The sequence below is a fragment of the Sphingomonas echinoides ATCC 14820 genome (genome assembly GCF_000241465.1).
Classification (GTDB): Bacteria; Pseudomonadota; Alphaproteobacteria; order Sphingomonadales; family Sphingomonadaceae; genus Sphingomonas; species Sphingomonas echinoides.
The window spans coordinates 3330275-3348000 of record NZ_JH584235.1; the positions used below are offsets into that span (position 1 = coordinate 3330275).

General features: G+C 65.6%; 22 protein-coding genes. 5 read left to right on the forward strand and 17 right to left on the reverse strand.

The features are described from left to right. From hisA to hisB, 3 genes are all read right to left on the reverse strand, one after another. The coding region (gene hisA / locus ON00_RS15490) for a 1-(5-phosphoribosyl)-5-[(5-phosphoribosylamino)methylideneamino]imidazole-4-carboxamide isomerase (RefSeq protein WP_010407343.1) at positions 1–704 on the reverse strand (704 nt) is incomplete at its 3' end. Beyond that, positions 701–1306 carry an imidazole glycerol phosphate synthase subunit HisH gene (hisH, locus tag ON00_RS15495; RefSeq protein ID WP_010407344.1) on the reverse strand — a complete coding sequence of 202 codons (606 nt, stop codon included), beginning with the start codon at positions 1304–1306 and terminating at the stop codon, positions 701–703. The genes hisA and hisH, both read right to left, overlap by 4 nt. A 40-nt stretch (positions 1307–1346) precedes the next feature. Further along, entirely contained in the window at positions 1347–1934 is a 588-nt protein-coding gene (gene hisB / locus ON00_RS15500) for an imidazoleglycerol-phosphate dehydratase HisB (RefSeq protein WP_010407347.1), read from the reverse strand. A 99-nt stretch (positions 1935–2033) separates the two neighbouring features. On the opposite strand from hisB, the gene ON00_RS15505 reads away from it, so the two are divergent. The 4 genes from ON00_RS15505 to gmk all read left to right on the forward strand — a co-directional run bounded on the left by ON00_RS15505 (position 2034) and on the right by gmk (position 5194). Then, positions 2034–2516 carry an SspB family protein gene (locus ON00_RS15505; RefSeq protein ID WP_010407349.1) on the forward strand — a complete coding sequence of 161 codons (483 nt, stop codon included), beginning with the start codon at positions 2034–2036 and terminating at the stop codon, positions 2514–2516. A 139-nt stretch (positions 2517–2655) separates the two neighbouring features. Then, a complete protein-coding gene (gene fumC / locus ON00_RS15510; RefSeq protein WP_010407350.1) occupies positions 2656–4044 on the forward strand; it encodes a class II fumarate hydratase in 1389 nt (462 codons plus the stop codon). Positions 4045–4264: 220 nt separating this feature from the next. Further along, positions 4265–4486, forward strand: a complete 222-nt coding sequence (locus tag ON00_RS15515) for a hypothetical protein (RefSeq protein WP_010407351.1) — start codon at positions 4265–4267, stop codon at positions 4484–4486. Positions 4487–4537: 51 nt separating this feature from the next. Next, on the forward strand, positions 4538–5194 hold the full coding sequence (gmk, locus tag ON00_RS15520; protein WP_029622978.1) for a guanylate kinase: 657 nt from the start codon (positions 4538–4540) through the stop codon (positions 5192–5194). On the opposite strand, the gene ON00_RS15525 is transcribed toward gmk, so the two are convergent. The 7 genes from ON00_RS15525 to ON00_RS15555 form a co-directional block, all read right to left on the reverse strand. Continuing rightward, positions 5144–5860, reverse strand: a complete 717-nt coding sequence (locus tag ON00_RS15525; RefSeq protein ID WP_010407353.1) for an ATP12 family protein — start codon at positions 5858–5860, stop codon at positions 5144–5146. The genes gmk and ON00_RS15525 overlap by 51 nt on opposite strands. 47 nt (positions 5861–5907) lie before the next feature. Then, positions 5908–6129, reverse strand: coding sequence for a hypothetical protein (locus ON00_RS15530; protein WP_010407354.1), 222 nt, complete (start codon positions 6127–6129; stop codon positions 5908–5910). Then, on the reverse strand, positions 6126–6797 hold the full coding sequence (locus ON00_RS15535) for an HAD-IA family hydrolase (protein ID WP_010407355.1): 672 nt from the start codon (positions 6795–6797) through the stop codon (positions 6126–6128). The genes ON00_RS15530 and ON00_RS15535 overlap by 4 nt, the downstream gene beginning before the upstream one ends. Then, entirely contained in the window at positions 6794–7393 is a 600-nt protein-coding gene (locus ON00_RS15540) for an FMN-binding negative transcriptional regulator (RefSeq protein WP_010407356.1), read from the reverse strand. The genes ON00_RS15535 and ON00_RS15540 overlap by 4 nt, the downstream gene beginning before the upstream one ends. Positions 7394–7399: 6 nt before the next feature. Next, positions 7400–8509, reverse strand: coding sequence for an RluA family pseudouridine synthase (locus ON00_RS15545; RefSeq protein WP_010407357.1), 1110 nt, complete (start codon positions 8507–8509; stop codon positions 7400–7402). Beyond that, positions 8506–8880, reverse strand: coding sequence for a fluoride efflux transporter CrcB (gene crcB, locus ON00_RS15550; RefSeq protein ID WP_010407358.1), 375 nt, complete (start codon positions 8878–8880; stop codon positions 8506–8508). Before crcB ends, ON00_RS15545 begins: the two co-directional genes overlap by 4 nt. A 110-nt stretch (positions 8881–8990) precedes the next feature. Then, entirely contained in the window at positions 8991–9770 is a 780-nt protein-coding gene (locus tag ON00_RS15555; RefSeq protein WP_010407359.1) for a hypothetical protein, read from the reverse strand. Positions 9771–9892: 122 nt separating this feature from the next. Here ON00_RS15555 and ON00_RS15560 point away from each other — a divergent pair, with 122 nt between their 5' ends. Continuing rightward, on the forward strand, positions 9893–10123 hold the full coding sequence (locus ON00_RS15560) for a hypothetical protein (protein ID WP_010407361.1): 231 nt from the start codon (positions 9893–9895) through the stop codon (positions 10121–10123). A gap of 57 nt (positions 10124–10180) precedes the next feature. On the opposite strand, the gene ON00_RS15565 is transcribed toward ON00_RS15560, so the two are convergent. From ON00_RS15565 to ON00_RS15595, 7 genes are all read right to left on the reverse strand, one after another. After that, positions 10181–10729: a glycine zipper 2TM domain-containing protein gene (locus ON00_RS15565; protein WP_010407363.1), complete on the reverse strand. Its 549-nt coding sequence runs from the start codon at positions 10727–10729 to the stop codon at positions 10181–10183. Positions 10730–10863: 134 nt separating this feature from the next. Beyond that, positions 10864–11292, reverse strand: coding sequence for an OsmC family protein (locus ON00_RS15570; RefSeq protein WP_010407365.1), 429 nt, complete (start codon positions 11290–11292; stop codon positions 10864–10866). Positions 11293–11364: 72 nt separating this feature from the next. Then, positions 11365–11682, reverse strand: a complete 318-nt coding sequence (locus ON00_RS15575) for a glycine zipper 2TM domain-containing protein (protein WP_010407366.1) — start codon at positions 11680–11682, stop codon at positions 11365–11367. Between the two features lie 667 nt (positions 11683–12349). Then, entirely contained in the window at positions 12350–13285 is a 936-nt protein-coding gene (locus ON00_RS15580; protein WP_010407368.1) for a bifunctional riboflavin kinase/FAD synthetase, read from the reverse strand. Between the two features lie 158 nt (positions 13286–13443). Continuing rightward, positions 13444–14613: a dipeptidase gene (locus ON00_RS15585; protein WP_010407369.1), complete on the reverse strand. Its 1170-nt coding sequence runs from the start codon at positions 14611–14613 to the stop codon at positions 13444–13446. Between the two features lie 107 nt (positions 14614–14720). Next, a complete protein-coding gene (locus ON00_RS15590; protein ID WP_010407370.1) occupies positions 14721–15191 on the reverse strand; it encodes a dihydrofolate reductase in 471 nt (156 codons plus the stop codon). Between the two features lie 76 nt (positions 15192–15267). Continuing rightward, on the reverse strand, positions 15268–17726 hold a 2459-nt coding region (locus tag ON00_RS15595), incomplete at its 5' end, for an autotransporter domain-containing protein (protein WP_010407372.1).

Consider the following 17726-nt stretch of genomic DNA (forward strand, 5'->3'; position numbering starts at 1 on the left):
GCCAGATCGAGCCGCCCGTCATACAGCGCGCGCCCCGTAATCACGCCTTCCACGCCATCGCGGTTATGCAGCGCCAGCACATGAATTTCGGCAATGCCCTTCACCCCGCCGCTGGCAATGACCGGGATGCGCACCGCGCGCGCCAGATCGACCGTCGCCTCGACATTGCAGCCTTTCAGCAACCCGTCGCGCCCGACATCGGTGAACAGCAAAGCCGCCACGCCCGCATCCTCGAAGCGGCGCGCCATGTCGATCACTTCGACGGTCGAGACATCGGCCCAGCCCTTGGTGGCGACGAAGCCGTCGCGCGCATCGACCGCGACGACGATGCCACCGGGGAAATCGCGCGCGGCCGCGCGGACCAGCTCGGGATTTTCCAGCGCAGCGGTGCCGATCACCACGCGCGAGACGCCGAGATCGAACCAGCGCTCGATCCCCGCGCGGTCGCGAATGCCGCCGCCCAATTGCACATGGCCGGGGAAGCGCTCGACGATCGCGCGCACGGCCTCGCCATTGACCGATTCGCCGGCGAACGCGCCGTCGAGATCGACGACGTGGAGATGCTCCGCGCCCGCTTCGGCAAACAGCATCGCCTGCGCGGCGGGATCGTCACCATAGACGGTCGCGCGGTCCATATCGCCCTCGGCCAGGCGGACGACCTGGCCGCCCTTCAGATCGATCGCGGGGAAAACGATAAGGCTCATGGTTTCCAGCTCAAGAATCGCGTGAGAAGATCGAGCCCGTAACGCTGGCTCTTTTCGGGGTGGAATTGCACGCCCAGCAGATTGTCGCGCCCGATCGCGGCGGTGACCGGACCGGCATGATTGGTGCCGGCGATCACGTCGTCGCCTTCAAAGGCGTAGGAATGCAGGAAATAGGCTTCGCCCGGCACGATCAGCGGATGCGCGACGCTGGGGACGACATCGTTCCAGCCCATATGCGGCACTTTGGCGGACGTGTCGGCGGGGGTCAGGTGGCGCACCGTGCCGCGCACCCAGCCGAGCCCGGCATGCGTGCCCAGCTCCTCGCCCGTCTCCGCCATCAACTGCATCCCGACGCAAATGCCGAGAAAGGGGACGCCCTCCCGCCGCACGCGCTGCTCAAGCGCCTCGACCATGCCCGGCACCGCGCGGAGTGCCGCCGCGCAGGTGCCGAACGCGCCGACGCCGGGCAGGACGATGCGGTCTGCGGTCGCCACGGCGTCGGCATCGGCGGTGATCAGCACGTCGCTGGCACCCGCCGCCTTCAGCGCATTGGCGACCGAATGCAGGTTGCCCGCGCCATAATCGATCAGGGCGAGGGTCACATTCCCCTCCCTTCCAGGGAGGGAAGGAATGCGGGGAGCTTCACAACGTCCCCTTGGTGCTGGGGATCACCCCCGCTTTGCGCGGGTCGAGTTCGACCGCTTCGCGCAACGCGCGCGCCACGCCCTTGAACGCGGCCTCGGCGATGTGGTGGTTGTTGGTGCCGTACAGCGTCTCGATGTGCAGCGTGATCCCGGCGGTCTGGGCGAAGGAATGGAAGAAATGTTCAAACATTTCGGTGTCCATCTCGCCCAGCTTCTTCTGCGAGAAGGCGGTCTTCCACACGAGATAGGGCCGCCCCGAAATATCGATCGCGACGCGGGTGAGCGTTTCGTCCATCGGCGACAGCGCATCGGCATAGCGGCGGATGCCGCGCTTTTCGCCCAGCGCCTTCAACACCGCTTCGCCAATCGCAAGGCCGGTATCCTCGACCGTGTGATGCTGGTCGATGTGCAGATCGCCGACCGTCTTGATATGCATGTCGATCAGCGAATGGCGGCTGAGCTGCTCGAGCATATGATCGAAAAAGCCGATGCCGGTGGAGACCGTATAGGCTCCCGTGCCATCGAGGTTGACGGTGACGTCGATCGACGTCTCGCTGGTGTGGCGGCTGATCGTGGCGGTACGCATGGCTACTCCCCATAACGCGCTTGTGACCGCATGCAATCTTGCTGCCTATGTTGACTCCCCAATCTTGACGACGACGCAAAGCCCGCTACCCAAGGGCGCATGAGCGATGGCCTTCCCGATAGTCTGATTCCCTATGACGAAATCGTCCAGGAGGCGTTGCGTGCCGTGGTCGGCCGCGTGCTCGGCTCGGTCGCGACCAATGGCGGCTTGCCGGGGGAGCACCATTTCTACATCACCTTCAAGACGCAGGCCCCGGGCGTCGATATCCCGCAGCGCCTGATCGAGCGTTTTCCCGACGAAATGACGATCGTAATGCAGAACCGCTATTGGGATCTGCTGGTCGACGACACCAAGTTTTCGATCGGCCTCAGCTTCAACCAGGTGCCGTCCAAGCTGGTCATTCCCTATTCGGCGATTACCCTCTTCCATGATCCAGCGGTCAGTTTCGAATTGCGCTTTCAGGCAGCGGAAGGCCCCGAAGGCCCCGAGCCGCATGACGAAGCGGAGAATGACGGCCCGACGATCAAGCCGGTCGAGGATGGATCGAACGTCGTCGCGGTGGATTTCAAGCGGAAGAAGTAAGCTGGCCGCATAAACGACTCTTTATACGACCCTTTTCGTCACCCCGGGCTTGTCCCGGGGGCCACCGTGCCGCACATCGCAACCGATCGGCTTCGCAGCCCGGTGGATGCCGGGACAAGCCCGGCATGACGGAGTTGGCATGGTTCAGAATACCCGCACCGAAACCGATTCGCTCGGCAGCATCGAAGTCCCAGCCTCCGCCTATTGGGGCGCCCAGACGCAGCGATCGATCGAGAATTTCCCCTTCCCTGCGACTGAGCGGATGCCGATCGCGATCATCCACGCGCTCGCTATCGTCAAACAGGCGGCGGCGCGGGTGAACCGCCAGCATGGCCTGGCAGGCGAGATTGCCGATGCGATCGAAACCGCGGCGGCGGAAGTGGTGGCGGGCAAATTCGACGATCAGTTCCCGCTGGTCATCTGGCAGACCGGCAGCGGCACCCAGTCCAACATGAATGTCAATGAAGTGATCGCTGGCCGCGCCAACGAGATCCTGACCGGCACGCGCGGCGGCAAGAGCCCGGTCCACCCCAACGATCATGTCAACAAAAGCCAGTCGTCGAACGACAGCTTCCCGACCGCGCTGCACATTGCCGCGGCGATCGCGGCGACGCAGCGCCTGTTGCCCGCGCTCGACCGGCTCAACCGCGCCGTGAAGGCCAAATCCGAGGCGTGGCACGATATCGTCAAGATCGGCCGCACGCATTTGCAGGACGCAACGCCGCTGACGCTGGGGCAGGAATTCTCGGGCTATGCGGTGCAATTGTACCGCTGCTATCACCGCATCGAACCGGCGATCACCCACAATATGCTGTTGCTCGCGCAAGGCGGCACGGCGGTTGGCACCGGGCTCAACGCCCCGGCGGGCTTCGCCGAAGCGTTTGCGGCAGAGGTGGCAGCGATCACTGGCCTTGCCTTTGAAACCATGCCCAACAAGTTCGAGGCGCTCGCCTCGAACGACCCGATCGTGCATGTGTCGGGCACGCTCAACACGCTGGCGGTGGCGCTGACCAAGATCGCCAACGACATTCGCCTGCTGGGGTCGGGCCCGCGTTCGGGGCTGGGCGAACTGCATTTGCCGGAGAATGAGCCGGGCAGCTCGATCATGCCGGGCAAGGTCAACCCGACGCAGTGCGAAATGCTGACGATGGTGGCGGCGCAAGTGATCGGCAATCATCAGGCGATCACGATCGGGGGGCTGCAGGGCCATCTCGAACTCAACGTGTTCAAGCCGATGCTGGGGGCGGCGCTGCTGCGCTCGATCGATTTGCTCAGCGTCGGCATGGCGAGTTTCGCCGAGCGCTGCGTCGAGGGCATCGAACCGAATCGCGCGCGGATCGCCGAACTGGTCGAGCGTTCGCTGATGCTGGTGACCGCGCTTGCGCCCGAAATCGGCTATGACAATGCCGCCAAGATCGCCAAGCACGCGCACCACGAAGGGCTGACGCTGAAGGAAGCGGGGCTGGCGCTCAGACTGGTCGACTCCGAGACCTTCGATCGCCTAGTCCGCCCCGAAACGATGGTCTAAAGCGCCGCAGGCTTCCTCTATCTTCTTCTTCTCCGCGTCCTCCGCGCCTCTGCGCGAATCATTCTTCTTTTTTGTTCGCGCAGAGGCGCAGAGGACGCAGAGAGGGCGCACGCCGGGCACGGGCGGTATCTGCCGGACAGGAGTGGGGGGGCGCTTCGCGGGATTTGTGCAGGAACCATATCGCCAGTCGCGCGCTCAAGCGGCGAATGGGAGACGACAGATGAGTTTCACGACCCTGATTGGCGCGGCGATCGGCAGTGCGATTGATGGCGCGAGCGGTGATGACAGCAGCATCGATGGCGCGATCGAAGGCGCGATTGCCGCCAATGTCGTGAAGGCGGTGATTCCGCTGGCTTTGACCTTCGCGACCGGCTGGCTGGTGCTCCGCGGGATCGGCAAAGTGAAGGATCAGGTGTTCGGGACCAGCACTGCCGAGCGTTGATCGGCCACGCCATGCCTTGACGGGACGGCCATGCCCGCGCCAAAGGCGCGCATGGTCGACCATCGCGCTTCTCAACCCAAGAACTTCAAACGCCGTGGGCTGATGTTCGTTTTGTCCTCTCCCTCCGGGGCGGGCAAATCGACGATCGCCAATCGGCTGCTGAAGGAAGAGCGCAACAAGCTCAAAATGTCGGTGTCCTACACCACCCGCGCGCCGCGCAAGGGCGAGGTCGAGGGCAAGGACTATCACTTCGTCGACAAGGAAACCTTCCGCGCGATGGCGGAGGACGACCAGTTCCTCGAATGGGCGCGCGTGTTCGACGAACGCTACGGTACTCCGCGTGACACCGTGTTCAAGGATCTGGAGCACGGCCAGGACATTCTGTTCGACATCGATTGGCAGGGCGCGCAGCAATTGTTCCAGCTTGCGGGCGGTGACGTCGTGCGCGTGTTCATCCTGCCGCCCGGCCTCAAGACGCTGCGCGAGCGCCTCGAAAAGCGCGCGACCGACACGCAGGAGGTGATCGACCGGCGGATGGACCGTGCGCTCGCCGAGGTGAGCCATTGGGACGGCTATGATTATGTGCTGGTCAATGACGATCTCGACGATTGCTATGACTGCGTGCAGACCATCCTGACCGCCGAGCGGCTCAAGCGCTCACGACAGCGTGGCATGATCGGCTTCATCCGCCGCCTGCCCGAGCGTTAAGAAGCGCACGCCGGCGTCGAAATCGCGACGCCGCGCTGCGATTCCGGCAGCCGCAAGCGGATCGCGGCCCCACCGTTCGGCCTGATAGTCTTCGTCGAGCGTGACCGCGTCCCAGGTCTGTTCGGCGCTTGCTGCGCCTTCGGCCAGCGCCAAAGCCGCGATCAGCGATCCGCCAATGGTCACGATCGGCGAGAGCGCGGCGAGCGCAAAGGCATTGCGCGCGGCGATCGCGGTGCCGAGCCGCGTCAGCGTGGCGACGGGTTGCGCGCGGTGGAGGATGCCGGTGGCCACTTCGATCTGCACGTCATAACGCGCGCGCGCCCAATCGAGCAGCGGATCCCACGCTGCCGCCTGACGCGCGACCAGATCCTCGGGCGCGTCGGCGCGGTAACAGAGCAAGTCGCTCTCGGCATAAGTGGCGAGCCCGCGCGCGAACAGCGCCGGGTCAGGGCCGACCCGGTCGATCGCGGCGTTGGCGAGGCCGGTCAGCGGCATGGCGAGCGGGTTGATCTCGCCTTTGACCGCGCGCCATTCCTCGGCCACTGCCTCCGCCAGGGCGGCGGTCGGCAGTGCCAGCGGCACGCGGCCGGGGGTGCGCACGGGCTTGCCGTCAAGCTGGACGGCGCGGTTGTGGTCGAGGGTGACGTGGGTCCAGAAGCGTTTCATGCCGGTCTCCATAGCGCGGTGGTGCGCTATGTCGAACAGGCGTGGGGCTATTCCGCCGGGGGCGTGCGCCAGCGTTGCGCCAGCGCGCGCGGAACGATCGCGATCATCAGCAGGGCGGAGAGCACCAGCGCCGTGCCGATGACCTTTGGGATCGGCGCATCGGCGCGCGCGATCAGCACCAGACCGAGCAAGGCCCCGGCCGCCCCGGCGAGCCGCGTCGCGGTGATCGCAAGATAACGATTGCGAATGGTCGCATCGGGATCGGTCACCGCGGTGTCTCCTGAAACGTGACTAGCTGGGGCAGCGCCGCCACCGTCGATGCGATGGCATGCGCGCCCGCAGCCGTCAGCTCGTCCACGGGGTGATAGCCCCAGGCGACGCCAAGCGCGCGTGCCCCCGCCGCGCGTGCCATCAGCATGTCATAGCTGGTATCGCCGATCATCACCGTTGTTGCGGGGGATGCGCCCGAATCGGCCATGGCTGTCTCAATCATGGACGGGTGCGGCTTGGAGGGGTGGCGGTCCGCAGTCTGGAGCGTGATGAAGCGGTCGGCAATGCCGTGATGCGCCAGGATATGGGCAAGCCCGCGATCGGATTTGCCGGTGGCGACGCCCAAATGCCAGCCATCGGCCCGCAACAGATCGAGCACGTCCACGATCCCGGCGTAGAGCGGCTCCTCGGCCATCGCTCCGGCTGTGCGCATCTTGAAGAAGGCGGCCTTATAGTCGGCGGCGAGGCTCTGGTGCAGCGCATCCTCGCCCTCGGGCAGCAACTGCTGCATCGCCTCGACCAGGCTCAGCCCGACGATCCGCCGAATCGCGGACCGGTCCGGCGGGGTGAGGTTCGCCCCGGCAAAGGCGTGCTCGACCGAACGACAGATATTGTCCTGACTGTCGACTAGCGTGCCGTCGCAATCGAAGAGCGCGAGACGGTTCATCGCATCATCGCTTCCGCGAGCGCCGGATTGCCGCTTCGCCGCAGGCCTGCGAGGACACCGACATTGTCTTCGTTCGATTTGTGCTGGCTGAGCTTGGTCGTGCCACGCACCGTTTCCACCGCGACCTCAACGCCGATGATGCTCTTGAGCAATGTATCGAAATATTCCGGATCGGTTTTTCCACGCGTCCATGGCAGCTCGGGCGAAACACGCGGCTCGTTCAGCGCGGCGAGGGTATCGAGCTGTGCGGTCAGTTCCCTCTCATCAAGCAAGCGCGCCGTCCCGACGATCTCGACCGCGACATAATTCCATGTCGGCACATGCTTTGGTCCCTGCGGGTCGGCGTACCAGCTCGGGCTGATATAGCCGTCGGTCGTGCTGATGCTGAGCAGCAGCGTCGCACCGTCCAGGTGCCGCGCGATCCGATTGCCGCGCGCGACGTGGAAGCGGAAGGCTCCGTCGAAGGGCGTGACCGGGGCATGCGCCACCATCGGCCCCTCGGGCGTGCTCACGAAGATGTGCGCAAAGGCCCGCTTGGTCGCGAAATCGAGCATCGAGGCATCATCGGCAAAGCGGAAGGCGCGGTTCGGATGCATCGCCGACTAGTCCGACGCGCCCCGACGCCGCCGCTCGCCCTTGCGGTCCTTGCGGACGGTCTTGGCGTGCTGTCGCGCCTGCTGCTTCTTCACCGCGCGGCTTGGCGGGGGCGGCGATTCGAGCGGCATGGTGTTGCCGAGCATCTCGTCGAAACCGAGCTGCTTCAGGCTCTCGGCGAAGTGCGTCGGCAATTCGGCCTGCACGTCGATCGCGCCGCCATCGGGATGGTCGATGCGGATCCGCCTGGAATGCAGGTGCATTTTCCGCGAGATATTGCCGGTCAGGAACGCGGCCTGCCCGCCATATTTGCCGTCGCCGACGATCGGATGGCCGATCGCCGCGAGATGCACGCGGAGCTGGTGGGTGCGCCCGGTATAGGGGATCAGCTCCAGCCACGCCGTGGTGGTGCCCGCCATTTCGATCACGCGGTAGCGCGTGCGCGCCGGGCTGCCTTCTTTCTCATCGACATGCATCTTCTCGCCGCCGGTGCCGGGCTGCTTGGCGATCGGCAGCTCGATCATCCCGTCCTCGATCGACGGCACGCCGACGACCAGCGCCCAATAGGTTTTCCGCGCGGTGCGTGAGGAGAAGGATTTGGAGAAATAGGCCGCCGCCCGCGCGGTGCGCGCAATCAGCAGGGCTCCGCTCGTATCCTTGTCGAGCCGGTGGACCAGCTTGGGGCGGCCCTCCAGATCGTCCTGCAAGGCATCGAGCAGGCCATCGACATGCTCGATCGTCTTGGTGCCGCCTTGCGTGGCGAGGCCGGGCGGCTTGTTGAGCACGATTGCCTGCGCATCGCGGTGGATGACCATTTCGCGCGCAAAGGTGATTTCGTCGTCGCTGAGCGGCGGCCGCTCGCGCTTGACCGGGGCATCGACCCGGACAGGCTCGGCGGGGGGCACGCGGATCGACTGGCCCGCGACGACATGGTCGCCGGGCTTGGCGCGCGCGCCATCGATGCGCAATTGCCCGGTCCGCGCCCATTTGGCGACGGTGGTGTAGCTGGTGTCGGGCAAGTGCCGCTTGAACCAGCGATCGAGCCGGATGCCGTCGTCATCCACGCCGACAGTGAACTGGCGGACATCGGAGGTTGCTTTGGTGGGGCCGTCGCTCATGCTGCCACCCGCACGCTGGTAAGGCCGACGAACACGGCAAGGATCGACCCGATCACCGACACCAGCACATAGCCGAGTGCCGTGCCGAGGCTACCGCGCTCGATCAGCGCGATCGTGTCGAGCGAGAAGGATGAGAAGGTGGTGAACCCGCCCAGCACGCCCACGCCGAGCAGCAAGCGCCAGGCCTCGCCATTGGCGTGGCGCGCGAGAAAGCCAGCGAGCACCCCCATCGCCAGCCCGCCGACGAGATTGACCGTCAGCGTGCCATAAGGAAAATTGGGGCCGAACCCGGCGAGCGTGGCGCGCCCGACGAGAAAGCGCGCAGCAGACCCGAGCGCGCCGCCCGCCATGACGAGGATAAGTTGGTACATGAGGGTGCGTTAGCGCGGATTGACACAAAAATGAACCTTTTCCCCAGCGAAGGCGCGCGAGGGATGGTTTTCACGCGGTCGGACGCCGTCTTGCGCCCGGAAAAACCCGCTTATTTGCCGTTATTGGCGATTAGGTCGACATCGGTGCCGCCATCGCGGCGCGGGCTGAGGAACAGCACATAGGCACCGCCATCCCGGTCGCGCGTGCCACCCAGCGTATGCTGGGTGCCGTCCGACTGATGCTCGGCGGTGAAGCCGGTGTTGGTGACGCGGGTGTAATACCAGTCGATCACGGTTTGCAGCCGCGCATTGGTCGAAAAGCTGACCGCGCGCAGCGCGCACGCATTGGTGTTCGCGCCCGCTGCCTCGGTCACGCGCGCGCCGGGATACAGCGGCACATCGGCGGGGAGGCGATCGGCCCAGCTCGCCGAATAGCGCATCGCGCCCGCACAGGCGCTGGTGCGGCGGTCCTTTTGGCGCGAGGCGAGCGCCCCGAGCGTCAGCGATTCGCGCGCGGCGGTGCAGCCGGGGCAATCCTTGCTCGGGGCGGGTGCGGCTTTGATGGTTTCGCTGGTGGAGGCACCGGCGGTGCCGGGCGTGCTGCCCGAAGATTGCGCAATGCCGGTTGGCGGTACCCCGCCCGAATACGGCTGCGTTGGCGGGCGGACGCTGTCGGCATTGGCATGTTGGGTGAGCGCGGGATCGACCATGATCTGGTCGTGCAGCGCCGCGGTCATCGCCGGATCGCTGACATTGGCGTTGCCCGAACCCGCCTCGACCAGTTCGTTATCCAGCGAATCGAGATTGCGATCGTCATCGCGCTTTGCGCATGCCAGCAGAGCGAGCGGCAAAGCCACGGCGCTCAAAATGCGAAGGCGGTTGCGGACCATTGACGGAAAGCTCCAATATCAGCCTCCGATCTTGCACCGGGTTCGGTTAAAAAAGCGTTGGCCATAGCGACGGCGCGCCATCGCCGGTTGCGCGCCGCGATGGCGGGCGGCATGGTTGGCGCATGGGCTTTGTCGTCAATCTCTTCTCGATTCTGGTGGGCCTGGTGGCGTTGCCGGTGGCGCTGGTTGGCCTGGTGCCGTTTTTCGGGATCGCCAATTATTTGGCGCTGCCGATCGCCGTGGTCGGCGCGGCCATCGGTATTTTGTCGGGGCATAAGACCGGTCGTAATTTCAATATCTTCGTCATGGTCGTCGCGGTGGTTCGGCTGATCCTGGGCGGCGGCCTGCTGTAACGACAAACGGCCCGACGCTTGCGCGCCGGGCCATTCGTTTCGCCATCAGATTGGCGTTTAGCGGCAGATGACCTTGCCGCGATCGATCGACTGACCGAGCAGCGCGCCCGCACCGCCGCCAAGCAGCGTGCCGAGCGTGCGCGAACCGCCGCCCGCCAGCGTATTGCCGAGCAAGCCGCCGGTCAGGCCACCGATGATGAGGCCCGTCGTGCCGTCGCTGCGGCGGCAATAATAGCGGTTGTCGCTGCCGCGATAGATGCGGTCGTTACGGCCGAGACGGCGCGGCTGGTAATAGCGCCCATCGCGATAATAACGGTCGGCATAATAGGTACGCTGGCCCGGCTCGTAGCGATTATAATCGTAGCTACGATACTGCTGCCAATTGGCCCGACGGTCGTCGCGGCGGTGGTCGCCGCGGTCGCGGCCGTCATCGCGATGGTCCCGGCCGTCGTCGCGGTGGTCGCGAGCGTCATTCCGCGGGTCGCCGCGTGGATCGGGTCGATCGCCGCGCTGGTCCTGGCGATCGCCGCGATAATCCTGCGCGGTGGCGGGAAGCGCGGACAGGGCGGTCGCGGCCATGGCGGCAGCGAGAAAAAACGTGCGCATAAAAATGCTCCTTGCGGTAATCCGTGTTGGATCAAGGACAGAACACACCGGCGCGCACGAGGTTGCGTGAACGCAAAACTACAGTGCGTTCACGCCCCCGCAAGGACACAGCGTCGTCGAATTTCTTGTGGTAATTACGCGTTGAGCGAGTGGGTTAGCGTGATTTCGGCATTGAGAACTTTCGACACCGGGCAATTCGCCTTGGCACCCGCCGCAATCGTTTCGAACTGCTCGGGCGAAATGTCGGCGATGGTGGCCTTCAGGTCGAGCGCGGATTTGGTGATCGAGAAACCGTCGCCATCCTTGTCCAGCGTCACCTTCGCGGTCGTCTCCAGCTTGCCAGCGGTGAAGCCCGCGCCGGCCAGCGCGAAGCTGAGCGCCATGGTGAAGCAGCTTGCGTGCGCGGCGGCGATCAATTCCTCGGGGTTGGTGCCGATGCCGTCCTCGAAACGGCTGCCGAAGCCATATTGCGTGTCCGACAGGACACCTGACTGCGTGGAGACATGGCCTTTGCCATCCTTGCCAAAACCGTCATAGCTGGCCGATCCGCTGCGTGTCGTCATGCTCATTCTCCGAAAAAAAGGCACGGACCGTTGCTGGTCCGCGCCCTATATAGCCTCACCGTGTGACCGTGCTTAGTTGCAGCGACGATCTGCCGTGCTGGCACGGTCAATCGCGCGTCCGCCAAAGGCACCGGCGACACCGCCGAGCACGGTGCCCAATGTCTTGTCGCCATGGCCCGCGACCGAATTGCCGAGCAAAGCACCGCCGACGCCGCCGACGATCAGGCCGGTGGTGCCATCCGAATGGCGGCAATAGCGACGCCCGTCGCGGCCCTGATATTCGCGCGGCTGATAATGGTGGCGGCGCGCCTCGGCCTGCGTGGTCGGGACGACCATGGTGGCGGGGATGGCGACGGCGGCAGCGCTGAGCGCGAGGATGAAGGAACGCATATGAATTCTCCCTTGAAGATGCGACTTGCTTTGAATCAATCTCGCTTACGTAACGACCTCGCTTGTCCTTAAGTTTCATGAACCTGAAATAACCGTGTGTTCAGGAAAGGGTGGGGCGAAGGCCGCTTGCTTTACGCGCGCGATATTATCCCCGTTATCCACACTATTCACAGGGTCACCCGGTGATTTCAGGGCTTGGCGCGACTCGCGGGCCATGACAGCATCCGGAGTGTAAGCAGCGGATGAAAACGCGGGAAACCGAAGAAACATCAGCTACTTATGCTGCAAATGGCGGTATGGTCCCTCACGGAAACCTGCGGTCGTTGGCGGCGGAGGGACGGTAAGAAATCGCGACCTTGGCTTTGCGCAAGCACGGCGTTTCGGCGGCGGTGAAAAGACGGCCTTCCAAATATGTCCTGGCCGGGTCGTTCCGCGACGAAAGGGCAGGATGTAGGTGACAGGCGGCCTGCGCACCCCTTCTTTCACGGGGGGCGGGTGCGAGGGCCGAGTGATCGCCGAAACGCGTCGGCCAATGTCCTTCGGGCACGGTCGGGGCGAGCCGCCAGGGCTGGGCGGCGCGGGCGCTTCCTCTCGGGGCAGTGTCCAGCGCGTTCGGATGAGGCGACAGGGGGTCGGCAGCAATGCCGGCCCCTTTTGCGGTGAGCGGTTAGCGAGGTTCCGCCGCCAGCAGGACCTTGGCGCGTGCGCAATCCTGTTCCATCTGGGCGGTGAGCGCGTCGAGCGTGTCGAATTTTGCCTCGGGACGCAGATACTCGATCAACGCGACCTCGATCGTCTGGCCATAAAGATTTTCCGAAAAATCGAAAAAGAACGGCTCCAGCAATTCCTTGGGCGGGGCGAAGCTCGGGCGGATGCCGAGATTGGCCGCGCCATCGAGCACGCGGCCGTCGGGCAAGTGCCCGCGCACCGCGTAGATGCCATAGGCCGGGCGCAAATAGCTGCCCATGTCGAGATTGGCGGTGGGATAGCCGATTGTGCGGCCGAGCTTGTCGCCATGCTGCACCGTGCCCGCCACCGCGAACGGGCGCGTCAACAACCGCGCCGCGCCGCGCGGGTCGCCCGCCTCGAGCAGCGCGCGGATCCGGCTCGACGAAACCGGCTCGCCGTCGCGCAGCACCGGGCCGACGGTGTCGACCGAAAAGCCATTCTTGCGGCCGAGATCGGCCAGGACCGCGACCGTGCCGCTCTTGGCCTTGCCAAAGGTGAAGTCCTCGCCGGTTACGACGCCGCCAATGCCGATCGTGTCGAGCAACCGATCGCCGACGAACTCGACCGCACTCAGCGCGGCCAGTGCCGTATCGAACTGGAAGACGATCATCGCATCGGCCCCGGCTTCGGCGAACAGCCGCTCACGCTGGTCGAGCGTGGTCAGGCGGAAGGGGGCGGTGTCGGGGCGGAAATGGCGTACGGGGTGCGGATCGAAGGTGGCGACCAGCGCCGGGCGGCCCTCGGCGCGTGCGCGTTCGACTGCGCGACCCACCACCGCCTGGTGGCCAAGGTGAAATCCATCGAAATTGCCAAGCGCGACGATCCCGCCGCGCAAGGTCGCGGGAACCACCGAGCCGCCGTCGAGCCGCTGCATGCGCGCGCTATACGGCGCGCTTTGCGGCGGCGCTAGAGCAGGATGACGTTGCATGGACCCGTTCGTTTCGAGCAACGTCGAGAAACCGCAAAACACCCTGTGCCATGTTCCTCGACTGCGCTCGAAACGAACGGACGGGGAGAGGATGCGATCAAGGGTTATCGTGCTCCAGGGGCGATCCCGGCCTTCAGCACGCGCAGGACATTGCCGCCCATCACCTTGGCGATGTCGCCGTCGCTGAAGCCGCGATCGATCAGCGCTTGTGTTACGGCGGCCAACTGGCTCGCGTCGAAACCCGTCATCACCGCGCCATCGAAATCCGATCCCAGCCCGACATGGTCGATCCCCGCCACGTCGCGCACATGCGCAATCGCGGCAGCGGCGGCGGCGGGCTGTGTCGAGCAAATCGCCGCATCCCAATAGCCGATGCCGATCACGCCGCCGGTGCGCGCGATGCCGCGAATCTCGTCATCGGTCAGGTTGCGATTGACCTTGCAGGTCGCCTGCACGCCGCCATGGCTGGCGACGACCGGGCGCTGCGCCATCGCCAGCACCTCGGCAATCGTCGCATGGCTGGAATGCGCGACATCGACGACCATGCCGAGCGCCTCCATCCGCCGCACCACTTGCCGACCGAGCGGGGTGAGCCCGCCTTTGGCCTCGCCGTGCATCGACCCCGCCACCTCATTGTCGAAAAAGTGCGCGAGCCCCGCCATGCGGAACCCCGCGCGATACAGGACATCGAGATTGGCAAGTCTGCCCTCAAGATCCTGCAGGCCCTCGATCGACAGCATCGCGCCGACCACCTTTTGTCCGCCCGCACGATCCGCCAGCAGCCGGTCGAGATCGGCGGGGGAGTGGATCGCCCGCAATTGGCCGTTTGACGCAGCGGCGTAGCGATCGAGCTTCTGCGCGTGCCATAGCGAGCGTTGCAGCAACGATCCCCAGGTGCGCGGCGGCTGCAGATCGGCGATGGTGAGCGCGGTGATATTGTCGGTATCGGACGGGTTCGCGTCGTAATTCTGGCCCTTGGGCGTCTTGGTCACCGAGGAGAAGACTTGCAGCGCATAATGGCCGGCCAGCAGCCGCGGCAGATCGATTTGCCCCCGGTCAGACCGGTCCAGCAGGCTGCGCTGCCACAGCAAGGTATCGGCGTGCATGTCGGCGATTTGCAGCGTCGCGTGCAACGCACGGGCGCGCGGCGTGATCTTCAGCGGGATCGCGACCACCTGGTTCATCGAGCGCTCGACGATACCGGGCGCGAGCGCGAAGAAGGCGAGGGTGGCAATCAGCACCAGGCCCAGTACGGCCAGCAAGATCTTGCGCATCGAAGTCGCTCCCCGTCATGCCGGACTTGTATCGACGCCTTTGCCGTGTCCGATCCAGCGCTTGATATGCTGCGCGCTGGCGGCGGGAGCAAGCCCGCAGATGGCGATCAGGGCCGGTCCAGCGTTACGAAGCTATAGGCCGGGCGCGTGCCCTCGGCGGGATGGTCTTCTCGCGCGGTTTCGTGCCAGCCCACAAACGCCGGAACGATCGCGTCGCCTGCGGGCATCAAGTGAACCTCGGTCAGTTCGACCCGGTCCGCCAAAGGGGTAAACAGCGCGAAGATCTCGGCCCCGCCGATTACCGCGACGTCCCCGTCGCCCGCCAACGCCAATGCGGCGTCGACCGAATAGGCCACCTCGGCACCCGGCGCGGACCAGTCGCGATCGCGCGTCAGCACGATATGGCGACGGCCGGGCAGAGGGGCGGGAAAACTCTCAAAGGTCTTGCGCCCCATCACCATCGGCTTGCCCATCGTCAGCGCCTTGAAGCGTTTGAGATCGGCCGGGAGGTGCCAGGGCAAGGCACCCTTGGCACCGATGACGCCATTGTCGGCGCGCGCAAGGTAGAGCGTGATCATCCGCGCTTCATGCCGCGCCGCGCCGACAATGGCGAGCAGAAGATACGGCGCGCGTTGGCGCGGCGCGGATGGCGGCTTAGAACTTCTTTGTCGCCGATAGGCGCAGCGTCATCGATCGCGAGCCGGGCCCGCCCCTTCCACCCAGGTCGATCCCGGTCGTCCAGCCATCGCCCGGGTTGAGCCCCAGGCCGATTTCGAACTGGAGTTCATCGCGCAGCCAGTCATTGGTGGTGATGCTGTACTGCGACGGGCCGCCGAGATCGGCATAATCCAGCAGCTGCGGACTGGCCTGGTTGAACTCATGGCGCCATTCGAACCGCGCGCGGGGTGCAAAGGCACCTAGGTGCAGGGTCGCCCGACCACCGGCCACGCTGGTCAACGATTCCAGGGTGCGCGGATCGAAGGTCAGGCTGTAGACACCGGCTCCGGTCTCGGCATAGGCCCTGAGCTTGGCGTTGAGATATTCGGCACGCCCGTAGAGCGAATAGCTGAGCCGCCCGGTGCTCTGGTCGATTCCCGCGCTCAACGATCCGAACAGCATCGATCCGTTGCGGTGACCGACCGCCAGCGACCCGCCAAGCGCCGCGCGCCGTGTGTTGAACGAGAGGTTCCCATATCCCAGCACGCCATCGATAAACGCACCCGGCGTGGGCCTGAAGCTGCCATAAGCGGCCCCGATCCAGGTGTCGGCGGTCAGATGGCCGGCATCGGCAGTGCCGACCCGCGTGCGCTCCTCGCCGACGCCCCCGCCCGCGCCGACGGTGAGATCGTCCGACAGCTTCACATCGGCACCCGCGCTCAAGCCCGAGCTTGAGATTGACAGCTTGGTGCGGCGCGTCGTCGCGTCGCGCGTGCCGATGCTGATCGCGCCGCCGCTCCAGATCGCGACCGACCCGATCTTGCGCGGTCCGGTGTCGCCAGTCTCATCGGCCACCGCTCCGACAGCAGCGGCGGTTCTGGCGGATGTCGCAGCGCCGGTCGCTATGCCATTGCGGGCACCGGCGGGGGTCCGCAGGCCCATCGCGCCCGGCATGCCCATTGGCGCGCCGCCCGGCTGCAGCGTTCCGGTCGAGGAAACGCGCAGGCCTTCGGCACCCATCACTTCATTGGCATGCTCCATCTTGAGCGCAGTTTCGGGGGCGATTCCGTCGAACCGGCCAGGGCGTCGGAAGCTGCCGCCATCATTGCTGCCGAGCGTGATCCCGATCGGGTTGTTGCCGGTGCTGCCGCCGCCGCCATGGAGCTGTTCGTTGCGGCGCCCAAAGTTCTCGATCTGGGCACGGGCGAAATCGCGGGTCGCGGTGTCTTGCGCGTCGATCAATCCGCGCACGACCGGGTCGGCCGAGGGGTCGGGCCGCGCCTTCACGGTGACGGTGATGGTCGCGGCCGGCGACATGCCGAAGGTGTTGCCGATCGTGTAGGTCACCACGGTGGTGCCACTGAAGCGCGGGCTGGGTTGGATCTGCAAGCGATAGGTCCGCGCGGCCGCCGTGCCGTCCGCGATGAGGGTCGCGGTCGCGGAGTTGGCCGGCGACACACTGACGATGGCGGCTTGCGTGAACGGCCCGCCGACAGCACCGCTCGAGATATCGACCGTGACGGGCTGATTCTGGTCGGTCGTGGTGACCAGATTGGCGGCGACCGGGGGTGTCCCCTTCACCGTGATGTCCACCGTCGCGAAGGTCGAGCTGCCGCCGGGCCCGACGGCGGTGAAGGTGAAGCGGTCGGGTCCCTGGTAACCGGGGGTCGGCGTGTAGACCGCGACAAAGCGGGGTGCTGCAACGGTCGCGCCGAGGGGCACGGTCGGGGCGGCAACGGCAGCGCTCCGCTCGAGCCCGACCGCGCCTGGTTGCAGCGGGTTGGCGATCGACACGCCGGTGAAGCTTGCACCGCTCCGCTGGATCACGACCGTCCCGTGTTGCGGGGGCGTAGCGATCGTCACATCGGTGACGTTGCCCGAGATCAAAGTGCTGAGGTCGATCGAGGCTGGCTGATTGTTGGTGACGGTCTGCGTAACGGCGACCGAGGTGTCGTGGACGACGGGCGGCGCGGGCAACGCGATCTGCAAGCTGAAGGTCTGGCTGACCCGGCTCGGCCCGTCGCCGGTTGAGCTGTCCGAAGCGGTGATCGTGACGCTGAACGTTCCGTTTGCCGTCGGCGTCCCGGCGAGCGTTCCGTTCGCTGCGAGCGCAAGGCCAGACGGCAACGCGCCGCCCGTCACCGCAAAGGTATAGGGTGCCGTTCCGCCGGACGCCGTCAACGCTACGCTATACGCGACGTCCTGCTGGCCCGCCGGCAAGCTGGTTTGCGTGATCGCAAGCGCAGGCGTCGCGACGGTGAGCGTGACGGTGGCTGCGGCGGAGGTTCCGCCAGGCCCGGTGGCGGTATAGCCGAAGCTGTCGCTGCCATAATAGCCGGTGGTGGGCGTATAGGTGATGACATCGCCCGCAATGCTGGTGGTGCCATGCGCGGGCACCGTGCTGACGGTGAGGTTGCTATGCATACCGCTGACCGAAGCGGTCAGATCGATCGGGG